The 18,507-nt window shown below is 60.6% G+C and carries 17 protein-coding genes; 10 read left to right on the forward strand and 7 right to left on the reverse strand.

Annotated elements, in window-relative coordinates; all coding sequences use genetic code 11:
• Window positions 1–162: 162 nt before the first annotated feature.
• The 4 genes from ACURWW_RS10790 to ACURWW_RS10805 all read left to right on the forward strand — a co-directional run bounded on the left by ACURWW_RS10790 (window position 163) and on the right by ACURWW_RS10805 (window position 4,830).
• Window positions 163–1,986, forward strand: a complete 1,824-nt coding sequence (locus ACURWW_RS10790) for an MDR family MFS transporter (RefSeq protein WP_445617256.1) — start codon at window positions 163–165, stop codon at window positions 1,984–1,986.
• Window positions 1,987–2,093: 107 nt separating this feature from the next.
• Complete coding sequence (locus ACURWW_RS10795; protein ID WP_445617255.1) at window positions 2,094–2,948, forward strand: SDR family NAD(P)-dependent oxidoreductase; 855 nt, start codon at window positions 2,094–2,096, stop codon at window positions 2,946–2,948.
• Between the two features lie 259 nt (window positions 2,949–3,207).
• On the forward strand, window positions 3,208–3,879 hold the full coding sequence (locus tag ACURWW_RS10800; RefSeq protein WP_445617254.1) for a class I SAM-dependent methyltransferase: 672 nt from the start codon (window positions 3,208–3,210) through the stop codon (window positions 3,877–3,879).
• Window positions 3,880–3,903: 24 nt separating this feature from the next.
• Window positions 3,904–4,830, forward strand: a complete 927-nt coding sequence (locus ACURWW_RS10805) for a glycosyltransferase (protein ID WP_445617253.1) — start codon at window positions 3,904–3,906, stop codon at window positions 4,828–4,830.
• 9 nt (window positions 4,831–4,839) lie between these two features.
• Here ACURWW_RS10805 and arsB read toward each other — a convergent pair whose 3' ends face one another.
• From arsB to ACURWW_RS10840, 7 genes are all read right to left on the reverse strand, one after another.
• Window positions 4,840–5,895, reverse strand: a complete 1,056-nt coding sequence (gene arsB / locus ACURWW_RS10810) for an ACR3 family arsenite efflux transporter (RefSeq protein WP_445617252.1) — start codon at window positions 5,893–5,895, stop codon at window positions 4,840–4,842.
• Window positions 5,871–6,368, reverse strand: coding sequence for an arsenate reductase ArsC (locus ACURWW_RS10815; protein WP_445617251.1), 498 nt, complete (start codon window positions 6,366–6,368; stop codon window positions 5,871–5,873). The genes arsB and ACURWW_RS10815 overlap by 25 nt, the downstream gene beginning before the upstream one ends.
• Before the next feature lie 23 nt (window positions 6,369–6,391).
• Entirely contained in the window at window positions 6,392–6,709 is a 318-nt protein-coding gene (locus tag ACURWW_RS10820; RefSeq protein WP_445617250.1) for a metalloregulator ArsR/SmtB family transcription factor, read from the reverse strand.
• Between the two features lie 144 nt (window positions 6,710–6,853).
• Window positions 6,854–7,501, reverse strand: coding sequence for a class I SAM-dependent methyltransferase (locus ACURWW_RS10825; protein WP_445617249.1), 648 nt, complete (start codon window positions 7,499–7,501; stop codon window positions 6,854–6,856).
• 19 nt (window positions 7,502–7,520) lie between these two features.
• Window positions 7,521–8,831: a hemolysin family protein gene (locus ACURWW_RS10830; protein ID WP_445617248.1), complete on the reverse strand. Its 1,311-nt coding sequence runs from the start codon at window positions 8,829–8,831 to the stop codon at window positions 7,521–7,523.
• Between the two features lie 126 nt (window positions 8,832–8,957).
• A complete protein-coding gene (locus ACURWW_RS10835; protein WP_445617247.1) occupies window positions 8,958–10,811 on the reverse strand; it encodes an ABC transporter ATP-binding protein in 1,854 nt (617 codons plus the stop codon).
• Window positions 10,812–11,046: 235 nt separating this feature from the next.
• Window positions 11,047–11,133, reverse strand: coding sequence for a small membrane protein YohP (locus ACURWW_RS10840; RefSeq protein ID WP_445617346.1), 87 nt, complete (start codon window positions 11,131–11,133; stop codon window positions 11,047–11,049).
• A 232-nt stretch (window positions 11,134–11,365) separates the two neighbouring features.
• On the opposite strand from ACURWW_RS10840, the gene ACURWW_RS10845 reads away from it, so the two are divergent.
• From ACURWW_RS10845 to ACURWW_RS10870, 6 genes are all read left to right on the forward strand, one after another.
• Window positions 11,366–12,418, forward strand: coding sequence for an efflux RND transporter periplasmic adaptor subunit (locus ACURWW_RS10845; protein WP_445617246.1), 1,053 nt, complete (start codon window positions 11,366–11,368; stop codon window positions 12,416–12,418).
• Entirely contained in the window at window positions 12,415–15,468 is a 3,054-nt protein-coding gene (locus ACURWW_RS10850; RefSeq protein WP_445617245.1) for an efflux RND transporter permease subunit, read from the forward strand. The genes ACURWW_RS10845 and ACURWW_RS10850 overlap by 4 nt, the downstream gene beginning before the upstream one ends.
• Window positions 15,469–15,530: 62 nt before the next feature.
• Window positions 15,531–15,971 (forward strand): RrF2 family transcriptional regulator, encoded by a 441-nt coding sequence (locus ACURWW_RS10855; protein ID WP_445617244.1) that lies wholly within the window; start codon window positions 15,531–15,533, stop codon window positions 15,969–15,971.
• 489 nt (window positions 15,972–16,460) lie between these two features.
• On the forward strand, window positions 16,461–17,411 hold the full coding sequence (locus ACURWW_RS10860; protein ID WP_445617243.1) for a multicopper oxidase domain-containing protein: 951 nt from the start codon (window positions 16,461–16,463) through the stop codon (window positions 17,409–17,411).
• A 50-nt stretch (window positions 17,412–17,461) separates the two neighbouring features.
• Window positions 17,462–18,154 (forward strand): hypothetical protein, encoded by a 693-nt coding sequence (locus tag ACURWW_RS10865; protein ID WP_445617242.1) that lies wholly within the window; start codon window positions 17,462–17,464, stop codon window positions 18,152–18,154.
• Entirely contained in the window at window positions 18,151–18,504 is a 354-nt protein-coding gene (locus ACURWW_RS10870; protein WP_445617241.1) for a c-type cytochrome, read from the forward strand. The genes ACURWW_RS10865 and ACURWW_RS10870 overlap by 4 nt, the downstream gene beginning before the upstream one ends.
• The last annotated feature ends 3 nt before the right edge of the window (window positions 18,505–18,507 follow it).

An 18,507-nucleotide genomic window follows, 5' to 3' on the forward strand; every position in this document is an offset into this window, starting at 1 on the left:
CCCTGCATCGTCGAGCGACCTCCCGCCACCTGAATGGTTTTGCAGGCTCCTGCCGTCCCTCCCTGCCACAGATTGCTCCTGCGGCTCCCGGGTACGACCCCCGCGGTGGGTCAGGTTGCTTGATCCCAGTATTTCGCCCGCCGGGCGAGTCATGGAGTGAAAATGGTTACGGAACAGCAAAAACGAACCACCCTGATCGCCTTGCTGGTGGTCTTTCTTCTCAGCGCACTGGACATGACGATCATCTCGACCGCCATGCCGCGAATCATTGAGGACCTGAACGGACTTGAACTGTATGCCTGGGTAACCACCGCCTACATGCTCACGTCCACCGTGCTGGTACCGATCTATGGCAAGCTCGGTGACCTGTACGGACGCAAGCGCATCCTGGTAATCGGTGTGAGTATATTTTTGCTCGGTTCAGCGCTATGCGGATTGAGCGGGGAGTTCGGCACCCTGCCGATACTCGGGGATGGTATGCAGCAGCTCATCATCTTTCGGGCGGTGAAAGGTGTGGGTGGGGCCGCTCTGTTCACCAGCGCGATGGCGATCATTGCCGACCTGTACGCACCGCGGGAGCGCGCCAGGTTCGTCGGCCTGTTCGGCGCCGTATTTGGCCTGGCCACTATCATCGGGCCCGCCATTGGTGGCTTTCTGACGGACTTTGCCACCGTCACGCTATTCGGCCATGAGGTTCCGGGCTGGCGTTGGGTGTTCTACGTCAACCTGCCGCTGGGGTTTGTCGCCCTGTTCATGATCATCGCCAAGACCCCGAATACCAATCACGCCAGCGGCGGTCGCGTGGATTACCTGGGGGCGACTCTGCTGGTAATGGCCTTTGTGCCCTTTCTGTTGGCGTTGACCTGGGGTGGCCACGAGTACGCCTGGGACTCTCTGGAGATCGCGGAGATGCTCGGCGGAGCCGCGCTGGCGCTGGCGCTGTTCGTGCTGGTGGAGCGCAAGGCGGAACACCCGGTGATTCCCCTGGAGCTGTTCCGAAATCCTGCATTTACGATTACCAACCTGACCACCTTCGTGGTGGGCATGGCGTTTCTGGGGGTGGTCATGTTCATGCCCCTGTACATGCAGGTGGTGCAAGGGGTCAATGCCACCACCAGCGGCATGGCCCTGTTTCCGCTGATGATGGGAATGATGGTCAGCAGCATCGTGAGCGGGCGTCTCGTCTCGCGCCTGGGTTTTTACAAGTCTTTCATCGTGGGAGGTAACCTGGTGCTGGTGCTCGGGGTCATTCTGTTCACCCGCATCGGACCGGACACCACGACGCTGGATCTGGCCTGGCGGATGGCGGTGGTCGGCTTCGGGCTCGGCCCCACGCAGAGCCTTACCAATCTGGTGGTACAGAGTGCGGTGGCACCGTCCCAGCTCGGCGTGGCCACCAGCTCCACCCAGTTCTTCCGACAGATCGGCTCCACTATCGGTATCGCGCTGTTCGGCACCTTCCTCACTCATAACCTGGTTCAGGAACTGCCCCGGCAGCTGCCGTCCATGCCCGGGATGAGCGCAGAGAGCATCGACCTCAGCCAGGCACAATCCCAGGCGATGAACCCGGACCTGGCCCGCCTGCGGATCGAAGCCCGTTTCGAGGAGTTCTATGGTGTGGTGGATCGCGCCTATCACGGCGACGAAGGCGCACGACAGGAGATTCTGGACAACCCCGCGCTGCCGGAGCAGCTCAAAGAGGCTGTGGCCTCCGCAGCCCAGGCTTCACCAGAACAGGTGGAGCAGAACCTGGCTCTGCTCCACGTGGCCTTGAAAGAACAGGCGGCCGCATTCAGTCACCGTTTTGGCCGGGGGATCAAAGTGGCTTTCTCCAACGCCATCACCAATATGTTCGCCACCGCTCTGTGGATCGTAATCATCGGCACCCTGATCAGTTGTTTCATTCCGGTTTTTCCTCTCCGCAGTCAGGCTGCACGCCCCGCAGCTCGCGCCACTGATTCCCAGGAGGAAGTGCTCGCTGATTGATCAGGGCCGATCGGCAACGGCACCGAATGCCGTGTGGTCCGGCGATTGACAGGTGGTTAGTGTTTCGGCAATCTGACAATTGATCATGTCAGATTATGGGGGAAGGAATGGAGCGGCAGACTCTCAAGGGACGGACCGTAGTGATTACCGGCGCGGGCTCGGGCATTGGTCGCGGGTTGGCCTCGGTCCTCAGCCGCCGCGGCTGCAAGGTAGCGATTTCGGATATTGACGAAGCGGGGCTCGCGCAGACGGCTGGAAGCCTCGAAGGCGAGTGCTTCAGCGAAGTGGTGGACGTGTCTGATCGCGCGGCCGTATTCGCCCACGCCGAGCGGGTTCGCCAGCGTCTTGGGCCGGTGGACGTGGTAATCAACAACGCGGGTGTGGATGTCTCCCATCCATTTGGCGAACACAGCCTGGAAGATTTCGAATGGCTGATGAACATCAATTTCTGGGGCGTCGTATACGGCACCAAGGCTTACCTGCCCGACATGCTGGCGCGCAACAGTGGCACGATTGTGAATGTTTCCAGCATCTTCGGAGTGGTGGGCTGGCCCAGCCAAAGCAGCTATTGCGCCGCCAAGTTTGCGGTGCGGGGTTTCACCGAGTCCCTGCGCCACGAGTTGGACGGCACGGGGGTGAAAACCCTGTTGGTCCACCCGGGGGCGGTGGCCACAAACATTGTCAGAAATGCCCGGTTTTACATGGATGAAAACGGCGGCCGCGATAAAAACAAGATTGTGAGCGAGTTTGCAAAAATCGCCAAAACCACTCCGGAGCAGGCTGCGGAAACCATTGTCGCGGCGTTGGAAGCGGGCCAGGAACGGGTGCTCCCAGGTGATGGAGCCCGCCTTCTGGACTGGCTGCAGCGTCTGGCCCCGGTCAGCTATCATCGCATCCTGAGCAGACTCAAACCGGGTAATCCCTCGCCCGAACAACTACAGAGCACTGACGACGCGGGCTGAGCGGCCTGTGTTCCTTCCGAGGGCCCGCTGAAGACGATCTTCCCAAGCCGGGTACCTCGCCGCTTGCCGCGAAACTTCGCCGCGATATCAGGCATCGACTTTCTTCGAATCGGACTTCCGTTTCTGCCGACAAACCGCTTTTCTCACCTGTTTACCATGCCAATCAACTCCAACGAAGCCTTGTACGCCATGGGGCAAAATCCATTTCGCCCATGCTAGACTTGATCGCTCACTAATCGACCAAGAAAATGTTAAGCCGATGGATGCGACGGCGAGAAACCTGCTCGACCTGGAGGCCAAGCCTCAGGGCTATTACTCGGGTGAGCGAAAGGACATGCTGCCTTACGTGCCGCGCGACACTCAGCGCCTGCTTGAAATCGGCTGCGCGGAAGCGGCGTTTTCCAGTCGTCTGAAGCAGGACCTGGACCTCGAAGCCTGGGGTGTGGAGATGAATGCCAGCGCGGCGGCGCGCGCCGCGGCGAAACTCGACCGCGTGCTTGAAGGGCGCGTCGAAGAGGTGCTGGGTCAGCTTCCCGACGGCTACTTCGATTGCATCGTCTGCAACGACGTTCTCGAGCACATCTATGATCCCTATGCTTTGCTGACGGCGCTCAAAGGCAAGCTCAGTAACACCGGTGTAATCGTCTGCTCCATCCCCAATATCCGTTACTACAAGACGCTGTACCAGCTGGTCTTCAAGAAACAATGGCGTTATGAAGATTCGGGCGTGCTGGATAAGACCCACATCCGGTTTTTCACCCTGAACAGCATCCGGGAACTGTTTTCCGAGCTGGGGTTTCGCATCATCCGGATCGAGGGCGTTCGGCCGACCCGCAAGGTCAAGATCCGAATTCTGTCCTGGATCACATTCGGCTGGTTGGCGGATATTCAGAGCTGTGAATACGCGTGCGTCGTCGCGCCACAGTGCTGACTCCGGACATCGCTGGAGCACTGTATGAAAGTGACCGTCGTCATTCCGAGCTACAACCACGGGCTGTACGTGGCGCAGGCCATTCACAGTGTCATGGAACAATCGATGGATAATGTCGAGCTCATCGTAATTGACGATGGCTCAACCGACGCTAGCCGCGACGTCATTGCCGCCCTCCATACAGATTACAACGGCGCATTTCGTTACCTTGCCCGGGAAAATCGTGGTCTGGTGGCGACCTTGCAGGAAGGGCTGGATCTGGCCTCAGGTGAGTACTTCTGCGAACTGGCTTCGGACGATTATCTGCACCCGGAGAATCTCGCCCGCCGGACAGCGGGGCTGGATGCAAACCCCGAGGCGGTGATGGTTTTTACCGACGGGCTCAATGTGGACAAGGACGGGAACGTAATCGGGCCCATCACCAAGGAGAGAATCAAGGCTGTTTACCGCAGCGCCAATCCGATTCCGCAAATTCTCAACAACAATACGCCTGTTTTCGCTACCGGCTTGGTCCGCACCGATGCCCTGCGCCGGTGCGGTGGGTTCGACGCAGATACTTTCCGGTATTACGAGGATATCGACACGCCGATCAGGCTTTGCCGGCTCGGTCGCTTCGACTACATCGACGAAAAACTTTTCTTTCATCGCCTCCATGCAACCAACGTGTCGCGGGTGACCAACCACATTCGCCGGGAGAAAATCCTGTTTTACCGCAAGATGTTAAGACAGCCGGAAATGCAGGCCTATCGAACGCTGTTGTTGAAACGCATGCGCCGCAGCGGTATCGCCCTGGCGCGCACCCTCCTCAAAGGGAGCGGTATCAACGAGGCTGATTGTCGAATCCTCACCGAGACGGTCGATCGCTTTCCACTGGATCTGCGGCTGCGCTGGTACAGCAGGCGAGTTCGGCAGAAGAACTCGCAATGCGTACCAGGTCTGGAAGCCGGCTGACCGCCACTGCTAACCGTTCAGAACCTCCGTATGTTCGCCGTGTGGTGCATCTTCAAACCAGTGACGCGTGCGGTTTGCAAACGCAACCAGTGACAGCATGACCGGGACCTCAACCAACACCCCCACGACCGTTGCCAGCGCAGCACCTGATTGCAGGCCAAACAGCGAAATCGCCACAGCCACTGCCAATTCGAAAAAGTTGGACGTGCTGATCATACACGCGGGGGCCGCGATATTGTGGGGCAGTCGCAGCCGTCGCGCGGCCAGATAGGCGAGGGCAAAAATCCCATAAGTTTGAATCAGCAGGGGAATGGCAATCAGCACGATCGCCAGAGGTTGCTCCAGGATTGTTTCCGCCTGAAAGCCGAACAGCAGCACCACGGTTGCCAGCAGGCCGAGGACCGACCAGGGTTTGAGCCATTGAGTGAAGCGGTTGAGCGCCGCGGGGCCCTTCCGGCTCAGCAGCTGCTGGCGGGTGAAAAAACCGGCCCCCAGCGGCAGCAGGACATAGAGCGCCACGGACAGCAGCAGGGTTTCCCAGGGGACCTCGATGTCACTGACGCCCAGCAGGAAGGCTGCGATGGGGGCGAAGGCGAAGATCATGATCACGTCGTTCACTGAAACCTGCACCAGCGTGTAGTTGGCATCGCCGCGGGTGAGCTGACTCCAGACAAACACCATGGCGGTGCAGGGGGCCACGCCCAGCAGGATCATTCCCGCGATGTATTCGGACGCCGTCTCGGGCGATACCCAGGAGGCGAAAAACACCCGAAAGAACAACCAGCCCAACGCGGCCATGGTGAAGGGCTTGATCAGCCAGTTCACCGCCAGCGTCAGCAGCAAGCCTTTCGGCCTTTCGCCCACGCGCTTGATGGAGGCGAAATCCACCTGAACCATCATGGGGTAAATCATGAACCAGATGAGTACGGCCACGGGCAGGTTGACGTGCGCATACTCAAGCCGGGCAAAAAAGGCGAAAGCTTCCGGCGCGAAGTTGCCGAGCAGGACGCCCGCCGCGATGCACAGGGCGACCCACAGGCTCAGGTAGCGTTCGAAAAACGGCATGGATTATCCTCGGCAATCTGTTCAAGACGGTTGATATTACTGTCCCGGTCTTCCGGGTCCAGGTCGACTTCGGCCAGCGCTGCGATGCGCGCTTCCAGCGCATCCATTACGGCGCGAAACGCACCCCCCACCCGGTCTGCGGGGGCGTTCAGCCTGGAGGGGTCGGGCAAACCCCAGTGGACTTTGAGGCTTCTGCCCAGCCAGACGGGGCAGGCCTCCTGGGCCGCGCTGTCGCACACCGTAATCACCAGATCCGGCTCAAAGTCGTTCAGTTCGCTCCAGGACTTGCTGCGCAGCCCCTCGGTGGGAACCCCCCGCTCCTTGAGGTAGTGGAGGGATAGCGGGTGAACCTCTCCCGCCGGTTGACTCCCGGCGCTGGCCGCTTCGATCCACCCCCCGGCGGTATGCCGGGCGATGGCTTCCGCAAGGATGCTGCGGCAGCGGTTGTGGGTGCAAATGAATAATACCTTCATAACGGATCCATTTGTTTGATCGCTCAAGCGCACTGGCTTGCTGCGAGCCGACGAAGGCGTGGGCGCAGTTTATTCGCTTCGGCCCGCGACGCCTGTTCAAGAATTTCCCGCGCCCAGTCCGGCAGGCGGGCCAGAGAGTAGTACACCCATTGGCCCTCCCGACGGTCGGTGAGCAGCCCACAGTTGCGGAGCTGGGCCAAATGGCGGGAGACTTTCGGCTGACTGAGATCGAGGGCGCTCACCAGTTCACAGACGCAGGCCTCTCCGGATTCGAGAATCAGCAGCATGCAGGCCAGGCGGGTCTCGTCTGCTAAACATTTGAAAAAGCTGACGGTTTCCATCGCTTGTTTCTCTATATGCGAATATATGGATATGCATATATACAGTGCCAGTATCTGGATGTAAAGGTTTGTGTGGATCGGTCAAACGGCGCAACTCGATCAGCGCAAGGGCCAGCCCGCGGAAAAGGAGCCGGAGCAATGTGTTCAGCAGCTTGCCACCTGCGGCTTCTGGAACAGGACTACGTTCGGGCGCGGAACCTCCCAATGCCAGCCATAATCCCGGGCGAGTTGCCGGAAGGTTTCTTCCCGGTAGAAGGCCACGTGAGTAGGGTCGCGACGATAGTGCCACTTGGCGAAGCGGCTGTCGTCGGTCTGGAACGTGGTCATGATTCCGAGCCAACCGCCGGGTTTGAGAAGTGAATTGATCTGGCGGAACTCGCGGGCGGGGTAGTGAAAATGCTCCACGGCTTCAGTGCAGGTCACGAAATCGTAGCTCTGGTGCAGCACTTCCGGGTGGGGTTGGAAGAAGGGATCGTAGAGGGCCACTGTGTGGCCAGCTTCCCTGAGCATGACTGCCAGAGCCGGACCCGGGCCGCACCCGTAATCGAGCCCATTCGCCGCGCACGGGATGCGCTCCAGCAGGGGTGCCGCAAGCCGATCGAGAAAGGCGCGGTAGTTGTTGTCATGGGGGTCGTTTTCGTGGAGCTCGTACTGGGCGATCTCCACGTCCGGCGCGGGTTGCTGCTTCGGCTCCAGAAACGTCGATTGGCAGCGTCGGCAGCGCCAGTAGAGCAGGTGGTCGAACTCGCCGAACCGCACGCAGCCGGAATTCTCACAGACAATGCAGATCATGGGCAGGCGTCGATCCGGGTTAAGCTGATTGATCGGATGGGGGCGCAGGTTCGGGCAATCGGCTGGCCAGGACCTTGTCCACCCTGTTACCGTCCAGGTCTACGATTTCGAAGCGCCAGTCTTCCCAGTTTACGATGTCTCCGGTGCGTGGCAGACGATCGATCAGGCACATCATCATGCCGCTGAGGGTGTGATAGCGCCCTTTTTTTTCATCGGGTACGGTCTTTAGCTCCAGGTGGTCTTTGAGTTCGGGAATCGGGGTGAGTCCATCCAACAGCCAGGAGCCATCTTCCCGCTGCACGGCCCAGGCGTCTTCTTCTCCCGGCACACCGAACTCCCCGGTAATCGCTTCCAGAATGTCCTGGATGGTCACCAGCCCCTGCAGTTCTCCATACTCGTCAATGACGAACGCGATCTGTACGCCCGAATCCCGAAACTGTGCCAGCACCTGCATGCCCGTGACGGACTCCGGAACAAACACGGCGGGCTGCAATTCCTCCGTCAGCTCGTTGCCACCGGCCTCCAGGGTCTGCTTGAGCAAATGCTTGGTGGTCGCCACCCCAAGGATCTTGCTCACGGTGCCCTCGCATACGGGGAAGCGGGAGTGGTTGGAGCTCGCAACCCTTTCCAGATTGCTCTGCAGGCTTTCTTCAGTGTTCAGGTAAACAATGTCGCTTCGCGGCGTCATCAGAGAGGCCACCACCCGTTCGTCCAGGCGAAAAACCTTTCGTACCATCTCGTGTTCGTGCTTCTCGATAACCCCCGAAGCCGACCCCTGGGCAAGAACTGCATGAATGTCCTCTTCCGTCAGGTTGCTGCTGCTCAGTTCGCTTTTGCCCAGCAGGCGCAGGATACCGTCGGTGGAGGCAGAGAGCAGTGCAACAAAAGGGCGGGAAACGCGTGCCAGCAAGGCGACCGGCGCAGCCACGAGGCGCGCGAGCCCCTCGGCGTTGTTCTGGGCGAGGCGCTTGGGGACCAGCTCGCCGATAACGATGGTGAAGTAGGTCACTGTGACCACGACCACGAATGTGGCGGTGGGGTGGCTGTATTGCGGATCGAGGCCAAGGCCCTGCAGCCAGGTGGAAAGCGGCCCCGCCATGGCGGCTTCGCCCACGATGCCGTTGAGGATGCCGATGGCGGTTATGCCGATCTGGATGGTGGACAGGAACTGGGTGGGTTCGTCCTGTAAGCGCAGGGCCCGTTTTGCGGAAGAGTCTCCGTCGTCGGCCAGGCGTTGCAAACGGTTCGAGTTCGCCGTCACCAGCGCCAGCTCCGACAGGGCGAACACGCCATTGAGCAGTATCAAAGCGGATAAAACCAGAAGTTCCAAAGTGTGTCCTCAGGTTATGCAAATGCGGAATGGTTCTGCATCCCGGCGCTCGCAGAGGCGCAAAGTGTACGTTTTGCCGTCTTGAATGAGAAGAACACAGGTCTCCACGGCTACATGAGAGGTTGGTCAGAGGCTCTCTGGCGGAGGTTCGGGCCGTCGGTTCCGGCGTCGGTCCACCGCGGGACTGGGCACGTCGTTGTCGATCAATCCATGGTGCTGGCGACGGATCAGGTCCGCATAGTAGCCGTTCAGTTCCATGAGCTCTTCGTGAGTCCCGCTTTCAGTCACACGCCCGTTGCCCAGCACCACGATCCGATCGGCGTTGACCACGGTGGAGAGCCGGTGGGCGATGACAAAGGTGGTGCGTCCGGCTTCAAGGTTTTCCAGCGCTTGCTGGACGAGCTGTTCGGACTCCGCATCCAGTGCCGAGGTCGCTTCATCCAGTATCAGAATGCTCGGATTCTTCAGAAGTGCCCGCGCGATGGTGATGCGCTGGCGCTCGCCCACTGATAGCAGGGTGCCTCGTTCACCCACGCGCGTATCGAAGCCTTCGGACAGATGCTCAATGAGGTCGTAGGCGTTTGCGGCTTTTGCCGCTGCCTCGATTTCCCGCTCGCTCGCGTCCGGCTTGCCATAGGCAATGTTGTTGCGCACGGTGTCATTGAAGAGCAGAGGATCCTGCAGAACCACGGCGATGTGCCGCCGCAGGCCGCTTTGCTTGAGGTTTCGGATGTCCTGACCATCAATGAAAATGGTGCCTTCCTCGGCCTCGTAAAAGCGCATCAGCAAACCCATCAAAGTGGACTTGCCCGAGCCACTGGGTCCGATGATGGCGACCATTTTTCCAGCTTCCACCTTGAGGGAAAAATCCTTCAGCACCAGGCGGCTGTCGTCGTTGTAGCGAAAACTGATGTTCCGGAATTCCACCTCCCCATTGATGTGTTCGGGGTCCACGGCGTCCGGCCGGTCCCCCAGATGTTCCTGCACGTTGAGAATGCCGAGTATCTCGTCGAGGCATACGGTCGCGCGCTTCACCGTCTGGTACACGCCGCTGAGGCCCTGGACCGGACCAAACAATTGCCCCACATAGCCCAGAAAGGCCACCACCGTGCCCACGGTCACCGCACCGTTGATCACCATCCAGCCTCCCACGCCGATTGCCGCAATGCGGGCGATGGCCACCACGATATTGCTGGCGGCGCTGTAGCCCTGGTCGAGCCCCACACCGCGAATTACCACCCGGTTGGCCGAGTCGACGTCGCGCATGAAACGCCGTTTCTCCTCGTCCTCCATGGTAAAGCTGCGCACCACCAGGATGCCGGAGAGAACTTCGTTGAAACGACCGTAAATTTTTGCCCAGCGATCCAGCAGGATGCGCTCCCGAGCTGTTTGCTCAGGTGCTGCAAGGGTCGCGATCAGGGCGGGCAAGGGGGCGAACAGCAGAACCACCGTTGCCAGGGTCGCGTTGAGGTTGAACATGATGATCGCGGATATGACCAGAAATACCAGAGCGGGGATTACGTTGAATAGTATTTCCGCCACCGCTGCCACCAGGCCCTGAATACTCCGGTCCAGTCGGGTCATGATGGCGCCGACCCCTTCGCTGCGCTGGATGTGCAGTGGCATGCGATGGAGCTTGCCGACCGTCGCATCAAGAAGCGCATAGTGCAGGCCGATGCGGGTGTGCCAGGTGAGCCAGTTGGAACCGGCGGACAGCGCTTCGCGACCCAGGGCGAACAGCCCCAGCCCCACTAAACCGGTCACCAGGGCGCGGACTGCATCTTCCTCAACCAGGCCGTCGAAAATGTATTTGAGGATGAGCGGCTCGACCGCATTGAGTCCGGAGACTGCCAGAGTCAGGACCAGAATAACGGCCACTGCAAAGCGCTGGGGAAAGGCAAATCGAACCGCGTGGTGAAAGCGGGTGATGCGGCTGCCGGTCTCGCGCAACTGATGCAGGTGTTCCCTCGTATGCGGCATGGGCTATCCCTGGCTGCTCAGATCTCTGGCTTGGACCACCTGGCGTCGCTGAGTTTCGACACAGGCAGGAAAGCAGGCCGCTGATTCAATCCTCAAAACAGCAACTGCTTGCTCGTCGACCCGGTTGGTCGCCAGTGGGGACAACTTCGAACTGCTGAGACAGACTATGGGGCGCAAACGACGCGCCCATGGTCCAACAGGAACAAGGCATGGGACGCGGTAGCGATGGAGTGGCTTAAAAGATCAACATGAGGATGCCGATAACGACCAACAGGCCAATCAAAAAAATAATGCCGATCGCGCTTCCGAGAAACTTGAACATAAACGCTACACCTTACTGACCAATGTGTGCCCTGCGAGTGATATGCAGAGTCCGGGCCGGCCCGCCGGTTCAGGAGAGAGGTCAAGGCGCAGTGGTGCGCCGCGCCTTGGATTAGGGCGCCATTTTCTGGCGTGCTGGTCACTCAAGGTAGGGCGGTGCTGGCGCGAATTGCCTGTATACTGCGCGTTTGTACAACAGCCTCGCTCGAGCTTGGACGCTCGCAGGATCGCTCATGCGCCTCTTCAGATTGACCGCCTTACTGCTCATCTCCCTTTCTCTGCTTCCCGGCTGTAGCGGAGGCCGCGCCGAAATCGCTCGCGAACCACCCCTGGTCCGGGTCGCCCGCCTGGAGACGGCCCAGGGCAGAGACTGGTCGACCAGCGGGACGGTGCGGGCACAATTCGAATCGCCACTGGCCTTTCGCGTGTCCGGTCAGATCATGAGGCGGGAGGTTTCGGCGGGTGACCGGGTCCGGAAGGGCCAGTTGCTCATGTCCCTGGATGAGCGGGACCTGCATCAACAACTGATTTCGGCGCGGGCCCGGTTGAGCAGTTTGCGCACCCAGGCGGAAAACGCCGTGGCGGAGCGGGAGCGCTTCAAGAAGCTGCTGGGACAGGAGCTGATCAGTGCCCGGGATTACGATAATGCGCGCACCGCGGCCGAGGCCGCACTGCAGCAGGTGGCGGCCGCCGAGGCGGAACTCGCTCAGGCCCGCAACGCCGCCGGTTACGCCAGCCTCGAGGCACCCGCTGATGGCACTTTGCTGGAGGTACTGGCGGAGCCAGGCCAGGTGGTGACAGCCGGTCAGCCGGTGGCGACCCTGGCTCAGGACGGTCCGCGCGAGGTGGAGATCTTTGTTCCCCAGAGCCGTCGAGCCGAGCTGCCCGACACCGCGCGACTGGTGCTCGACAACCAGCGGATCATGAAAACCAGGCTGCGCGAGGTCGCTGGAGCGGCCGATCCACAGACTCGTACCTGGCGCGCCCGTTACCGGATCGCGGACGATGAGCCACCGGCGCTGGGCCAGGTGGTTCGCCTCCACTTCGATCAATCCGGCGTGGGCGGGGCGGTTTACCGCATACCCCTGGGCGCCTTGTCGGAACGGGGCGCAGGCCCCCGGATCTGGGTGATTCGCGGCCAGCAGGTGTTTCCCGAACCGGTCGGACTTCTGAGGCTGGACGCGGAGGACGCCTGGATCAGCACCGACCTGCCGGTGCATACCCCCATCGTCGCGTTGGGGACGCACTTGCTCAACGAGGGTCAGGCGGTGCGAATGAACGAATGATGAAAGACTTCAACCTTTCCGCCCTCGCCGTACGCGAGCGCTCTGTAACGCTTTTCTTCATCCTGCTCACCGCGCTCGCCGGTCTCTATGCTTTTGTTTCCCTTGGCCGCGCTGAAGATCCCGCTTTCACGGTGCGCGTCATGGTGGTATCCGCCTTGTGGCCCGGCGCCAGTGCGCGGGATATGCAGGAGCAGGTGGCGGAGCCGCTGGAAAAGCGGGTACAGGAGGTGGAGTACTTCAAGGAGGTGATTACCACCGCGCGGCCCGGGCGGGTGGATCTGCAGGTGGAATTTCAGGAGTACACTCCGGGCGACTACCTTCCCGAGCTTTTTTATCAGATACGAAAGCGCATGCAGGACGTGGCGCCAAGCCTGCCGCCCGGGGTCGTGGGCCCTATCGTCAACGACGACTTCTCTGATGTTTACTTCAGCCTGTATGCGGTGACTGCGCCGGGCTTGCCACCGCGCCTGCTGACCCGGGAAGCGGAAGCGCTGCGGGACCGTCTCGCCCGGGTTGACGGGGTGCGCAAGGTGGACTTGCTGGGCGAACGGCCCGAGCGGATGTACGTGGAGTTCGACAACGCCCGCCTCGCCAACCTGGGAGTGTCCGCCGCCGCTCTGTTCGAAGCCATTCAATCCCATAGCGAACTCATGCCCGCCGGCTTGATCGAGACGGCCGGACCGCGCGCTTATATCCGGGTGGATGCCGCCTCCGAGCCGGAGGAGCTGCGCGCGGTGCCCGTGCGCGCCGGTGACCGCCTGCTGCGCCTGGGCGACATTGCTCAGGTACGGCGGGGTTATGAAGATCCGCCGTCCTACCTGGTGCGCGCCGCCGGAGAGAATGCGGTGCTGCTGGGCGTGGTCATGAGCCGGGGAGAGAATGGTCTGGAATTGGGTGCCCGGCTCCAGGACTTTAACCGTGAGATTCGCTCGGTCCTGCCGCTGGGCATTGAGCTGCAGCAACTCACCAACCAGGCCGATGCGATTCGCGAGGCGGTGAATCTGTTTCAGGTCAAATTCCTGGTGGCAGTGGTGGTTGTGACCCTGGTGAGTTTTCTGGCGTTGGGTTTGCGCGCGGGAATTGTGGTGGCCATTGCCATTCCCCTGACACTCGGGCTCACCTTCTTCCTCATGTCCATGACTGGCGTGAACCTGGACCGGGTCACGCTGGGGGCGTTGATCATTTCCCTGGGCCTGCTGGTGGATGATGCCATCATCGCCATCGAAATGATGCTGGTCAAAATGGAGGAGGGGTGGGATCGCGTCGCCTCGGCGGCCCATGCCTGGAAGGTTACCGCCGCGCCCATGCTGTTCGGCACCCTGGTCACCGTCTCCGGTTTCGTGCCCATCGGCTTTGCCCGCTCCGGTGTCGGAGAGTTTGCCGGCAACATCTTCTGGGTGCTGGCCTATGCCCTGCTGGCGTCCTGGCTGGTGGCTGTGGTGTTCACGCCCTACCTGGGTGTAAAGCTCCTGCCGTCAATCAAAAACGCCCAGCCCTCGGAGCGGGAACTCTACGATACTCCTTCCTACCACCGCCTGCGCCGCCTGATTCACACCTGCGTACAACGCCGCAAGATCGTTGTGGGGAGCACAGTCGCCCTATTGGGCCTGGCGATTCTGGCGATGGCGGGCCCGGTGCAGCAGCAATTCTTTCCCGGCTCGGACCGCCCGGAGGTGCTGGTGGACATCTACATGCCCGAGGGTTCGTCCATCGCGGCGACCGACCGGGTCGCGCGGCGGGTGGAGGCCATCCTGGAGTCCATGCCGGAAGTGAAAACCCTGTCCGCTTACGTGGGGGGAGGCGCTCCGCGCTTTTTTCTCGCCCTCAATCCGGAACTGCCTAACCCGGGCTTCGCCAAGATCATCGCCGTGACCGGTGACGGCGAGCAGCGCAGACGGGTGGAAAACGCCTTGCGTCAGCGGGTGGAGGGGGGCGAGTTCCCGGAAGCGCGGGTGCGGGTCCACCACCTGCTGTTCGGCCCGCCGGTGGTGTGGCCGGTGAGCTTCCGGGTGCTGGGCCCGGACCCGATCAAACTGCGGGAGATTGCCGACCAGGTCAGAGCCATTGCCGCAGCCACGCCCAACACAGCCCACACTCACGTGGAGTGGGGCGAACGCGCCCCGGTCCTGCGCCTGGAGATGGACCCGGAACGCCTGCGCATGCTGGACCTCAGCCCGCGGGAAGTGGCCCGGCAGTTTCAGTTTCAGTTGGACGGTGTGGCCGTCGGCGCGATTCGCGAGGATATCCGCAGCGTACAGGTGCGCGCTCGGGGGCTGATGGATCCGGAAGGGGGATCGTTCGAGGACCTTGAGATCAAGACTCTGGAAGGGCGCAAAATCCCCGTGGCGCAGCTTGGGAAATGGGTTGTGGACCATGAGGACCCGGTGCTCAAGCGCTTCAATCGCGAGCCTTTTATCAACGTTAATGCCGACGTGAGCGGCGCCCAGCCCATTGATGTTACCGACGCGGTCTGGAAGCAACTGGAGGATATCCGCGCGAATCTGCCCACGGGCTATCACCTTCAGATCGGCGGCTCGGTGGAAGCGTCCAGCGAAGCGGACGCTTCGATCCAGAAGATGCAGCCGGTTATGCTCGCCCTCATGCTCATCTTCATCATGCTGCAGATGCGTTCGTTCACCGGCACCTTCATGGTGCTCGCCACAGCGCCCCTGGGGGTGATCGGGGCGGCCCTGGTTCTGCTGCTGTTCAACCAGCCCTTTGGTTTTGTGGCCCTGCTGGGGCTGATCGGCCTGGCGGGCATTCTCATGCGCAACACGCTCATTCTCACCCAGCAGGTTTCGGACAACCTCGCAGCTGGAATGAGCCCCCTGGACGCCGTCATCGAAGCGGCGGTGCGGCGCGCCCGCCCCGTGATTCTCACCGCCCTCGCGGCCGCCCTGGCGTTTGTACCTCTGGCGACGGACCCGTTCTGGGGGCCGCTTGCCTACGTGCTCATTGGCGGGGTACTGGTGGGTACGCTGATCACCCTGCTCTTTGTTCCGGCCCTGTATGCAATCTGGTTCCGGTTGCCCCGCGCGGCGGGGTCCTGAATCGGAGTTGACAGGCCGGCCGGGCGGTGGAAGGATGCGCGGACCGTTCCCGGAACCCAGACATGCAGCTTTCACGATTTACCGATTACAGCCTCCGCGTCCTGCTCTATCTGGCGGTCAACACCGGCAAGCGCGCAAACTTGCAGGAAATCGCCTCGTTCTACCCCATCTCCCTGGAGCACCTGCGCAAGGTCGTCCACGAACTTTCCAAGAGCGGCTACCTGCGCACGTACCGGGGCAAGAACGGCGGCATCGAGCTGGGCCGCAAGCCGGAAGAAATCCGCGTCGGCGAGGTGGTGCAGCATTTCGAGGGCCACGAAAGCTTTATCGACTGCTCGAGCCTCAACTGCCGGCTTGCCGAGTACTGTACCCTCAGGGATGCGCTTGCCGAAGGGCAGAAAGCACTGTTCGAAACACTGAATCGCTACACCCTCGCGGACCTGGTGCAGGCCCGACCGGAAATCGTCAAGATCCTGGATAACCCGCTGCCCCTGCGGGTTTGAGTTCGGGCCAGTCGTCCTGCAGAAGGTCTATCCCTGGGCCGATTACATCACTATCAATATCAATATCCCCTCTCCCAACACGCCGGCTGCATAAAAAACTTCTGAAGGCGGTGGCGGCCACTGTTGGGTTACGGCCTTCGGCCTAACCCAACCTACGGGTGCTGTTGTGGCAAAGCCGTTGGTTGGGTTAGCGCAGCGTAACCCAACAATGAACTGAAGCACGGTGCATTCCCCGTTCCCGTGGCCGGGGCGAGATCCGGTAGTTTTCTCACGTAATTCCCCTAATAACTCCATCGCGCACCTGATTACACCGCCCCATTTGCGCATGCTGGTAAAGCGTTCAAGTCCGTGGATCTTCCGTGATTTCCCATAAAATGTATTTGACATGCATTAAAACGCCTGCAAAGATGTGCGAAAAATACATCATAACAGGCGGCGCATGACCACGCGCAGCCACTTCCTCCAGAAAAACCTTAAGGGGCATCTCTCATGATCAGAGCAACGCGTGCTTTAACGTTCTCCCTGCCTTTGCTGCTGGCGGCGGCATTCGCACAGCCGGTCGTCGCCAAGACAGTGAAAGTCGATATGGAAGTCAAAGAAGCGGAAATCGCCGTGGACAACGCGGGTAACACCCAGCGCATGTGGACTTTCGGGGGCGCAATCCCCGGGCCTCTGGTGCGGGTGAAGGAGGGCGACCTGGTGCAGTTCACCCTGCATAACCATGAGGACAACGGCAACAGTCACTCCATGGATTTCCATGCGGCCCGTGTCGATGTGCTCGATGAGTTTGCCGAAGTGAAGCCGGGCGAGAGCAAAAGCTATGAGTTCAGCGCGGACTACCCCGGGGTATTCATCTATCACTGCGGCGCCGACTCCATGGCCGAGCACATCTCCCGCGGCATGTACGGCGTCATCATCGTGGACCCGAAAGATGGATACAGCAAGGAGTTCCCCAAACCCGATCGTGAATACGTTCTGGTGCAAGGGGATCTGTTCGCCGAAGGCACCTCCGTGGAAGACATCACAATGGGCAAGGGCTGGGAAGCAGCGCTCATCAATGGCAAGGTCTTTCACTACGATCCGGTGCACGATCCCAACGCGAGCCTGACCATGGAAGCGGAGCCCGGTGAACGCGTCAGGGTCTTCTATGTTAATGCTTCCATCAACGAAGCCGCCGCTGTCCACCCGATTGCCGGAATCTGGGACCGGGTCTGGGACAACGGCCATCCCAAGAACATCAGCCACGGCCTGCAAACCGTGGACATCGCTCCCGCCCACGGCATGGTACTGGACATCATTCCGCCCGCCGGACGCGACAGCAACAACGCTATTGTCGACCACCGGATGAAGAACGCCATGAACGGTGCGATTTCGGTTCTCATGACTTACAAAGGCGCTGACAGCAAGAAAGGCCGGGATGGCAACCTGATACTGCGCTGACAGGGCAGCCCGACACACGGCACTTCAACCTTTTCAAAAGGAGAACAACAATGTTTCTCACACTGATGAGACGGGCCACGTGTTCCCTGCTTTTGCTGCTGCCGCTGTTCGTTCAGGCGGACGGGGCCGGCATTCTCAAGGAGCAATGTGCAGCCTGTCATGCAATGGAGCGGCCCGACTTCGAAGCGCTCGGAAAATCCGAGCGCCTTCAGCGCCAGGCGCCACCTCTGTACTACGCGGGCAACAAATACCGGCCGGAATGGCTGAAGAGCTGGCTGCAGGAACCCACCCGGATCTACCCCGTGGGCTACTTCCCGCAGTTGGCCGTTACATCCACTCCGGAAGGGGATATGCCGGACCCCTCGGCCCTGCAGGAGCACATGAAGTTGGAGCCGGAAGCTGCCGGGCAGGTCGCCACTGCTTTGATGGCGCTGCGCCCTCATGACGATCTGATCGAGTCCGACAACTACACCCCGGGCAGCGTTTCGCCGCGCATGGGCATGATGGACTTTCGCAAGTTCAAGGGCTGTAACGCCTGCCACCAGGACGCGATCGATGAAGGTGGCTTGTCCGGCCCCGTTGTATACAACGCCTGGGAACGGCTGCAGCCAGCGTTCATCTCCTCCTTCGTGCAGAACCCCAGGGCATGGGACCCCAACACCATCATGCCGGTGCCGCAGATGAATGAAGCAGCGGTGCACAAGCTGGTGAACTACCTGAAAGTGATTGGAGGTGAGCAATGAGAATTATCAGTGGAGCAATCAGCGCCCTTGTATTCATGTTCACCGCACCGGGGCTTGGGGCCGAAACTACTCCCGCCAAGGATGTGTACCGCATGTACTGCACGCAGTGTCACGGCCTGACGGGAGACGGAAAAGGTATCAATGCAGCCAGTATGAGCGTGCAGCCACGGGCGCACATCGAGAAGGAGGAAATGAGTCTCCGTTCCGACGAGGAGCTGTTCAAGACCATTGAACAGGGCGGTCCCGCAATCAATAAATCCGTGCTGATGCCCGCCTGGAAGGACAACCTCAGCTCCGAGGAAATTCAGGCCCTGGTGAAGTACCTGCGCGAACTGTGCTGTTCCGAATAATCA

It is taken from the genome of Gilvimarinus sp. F26214L, assembly GCF_054401055.1.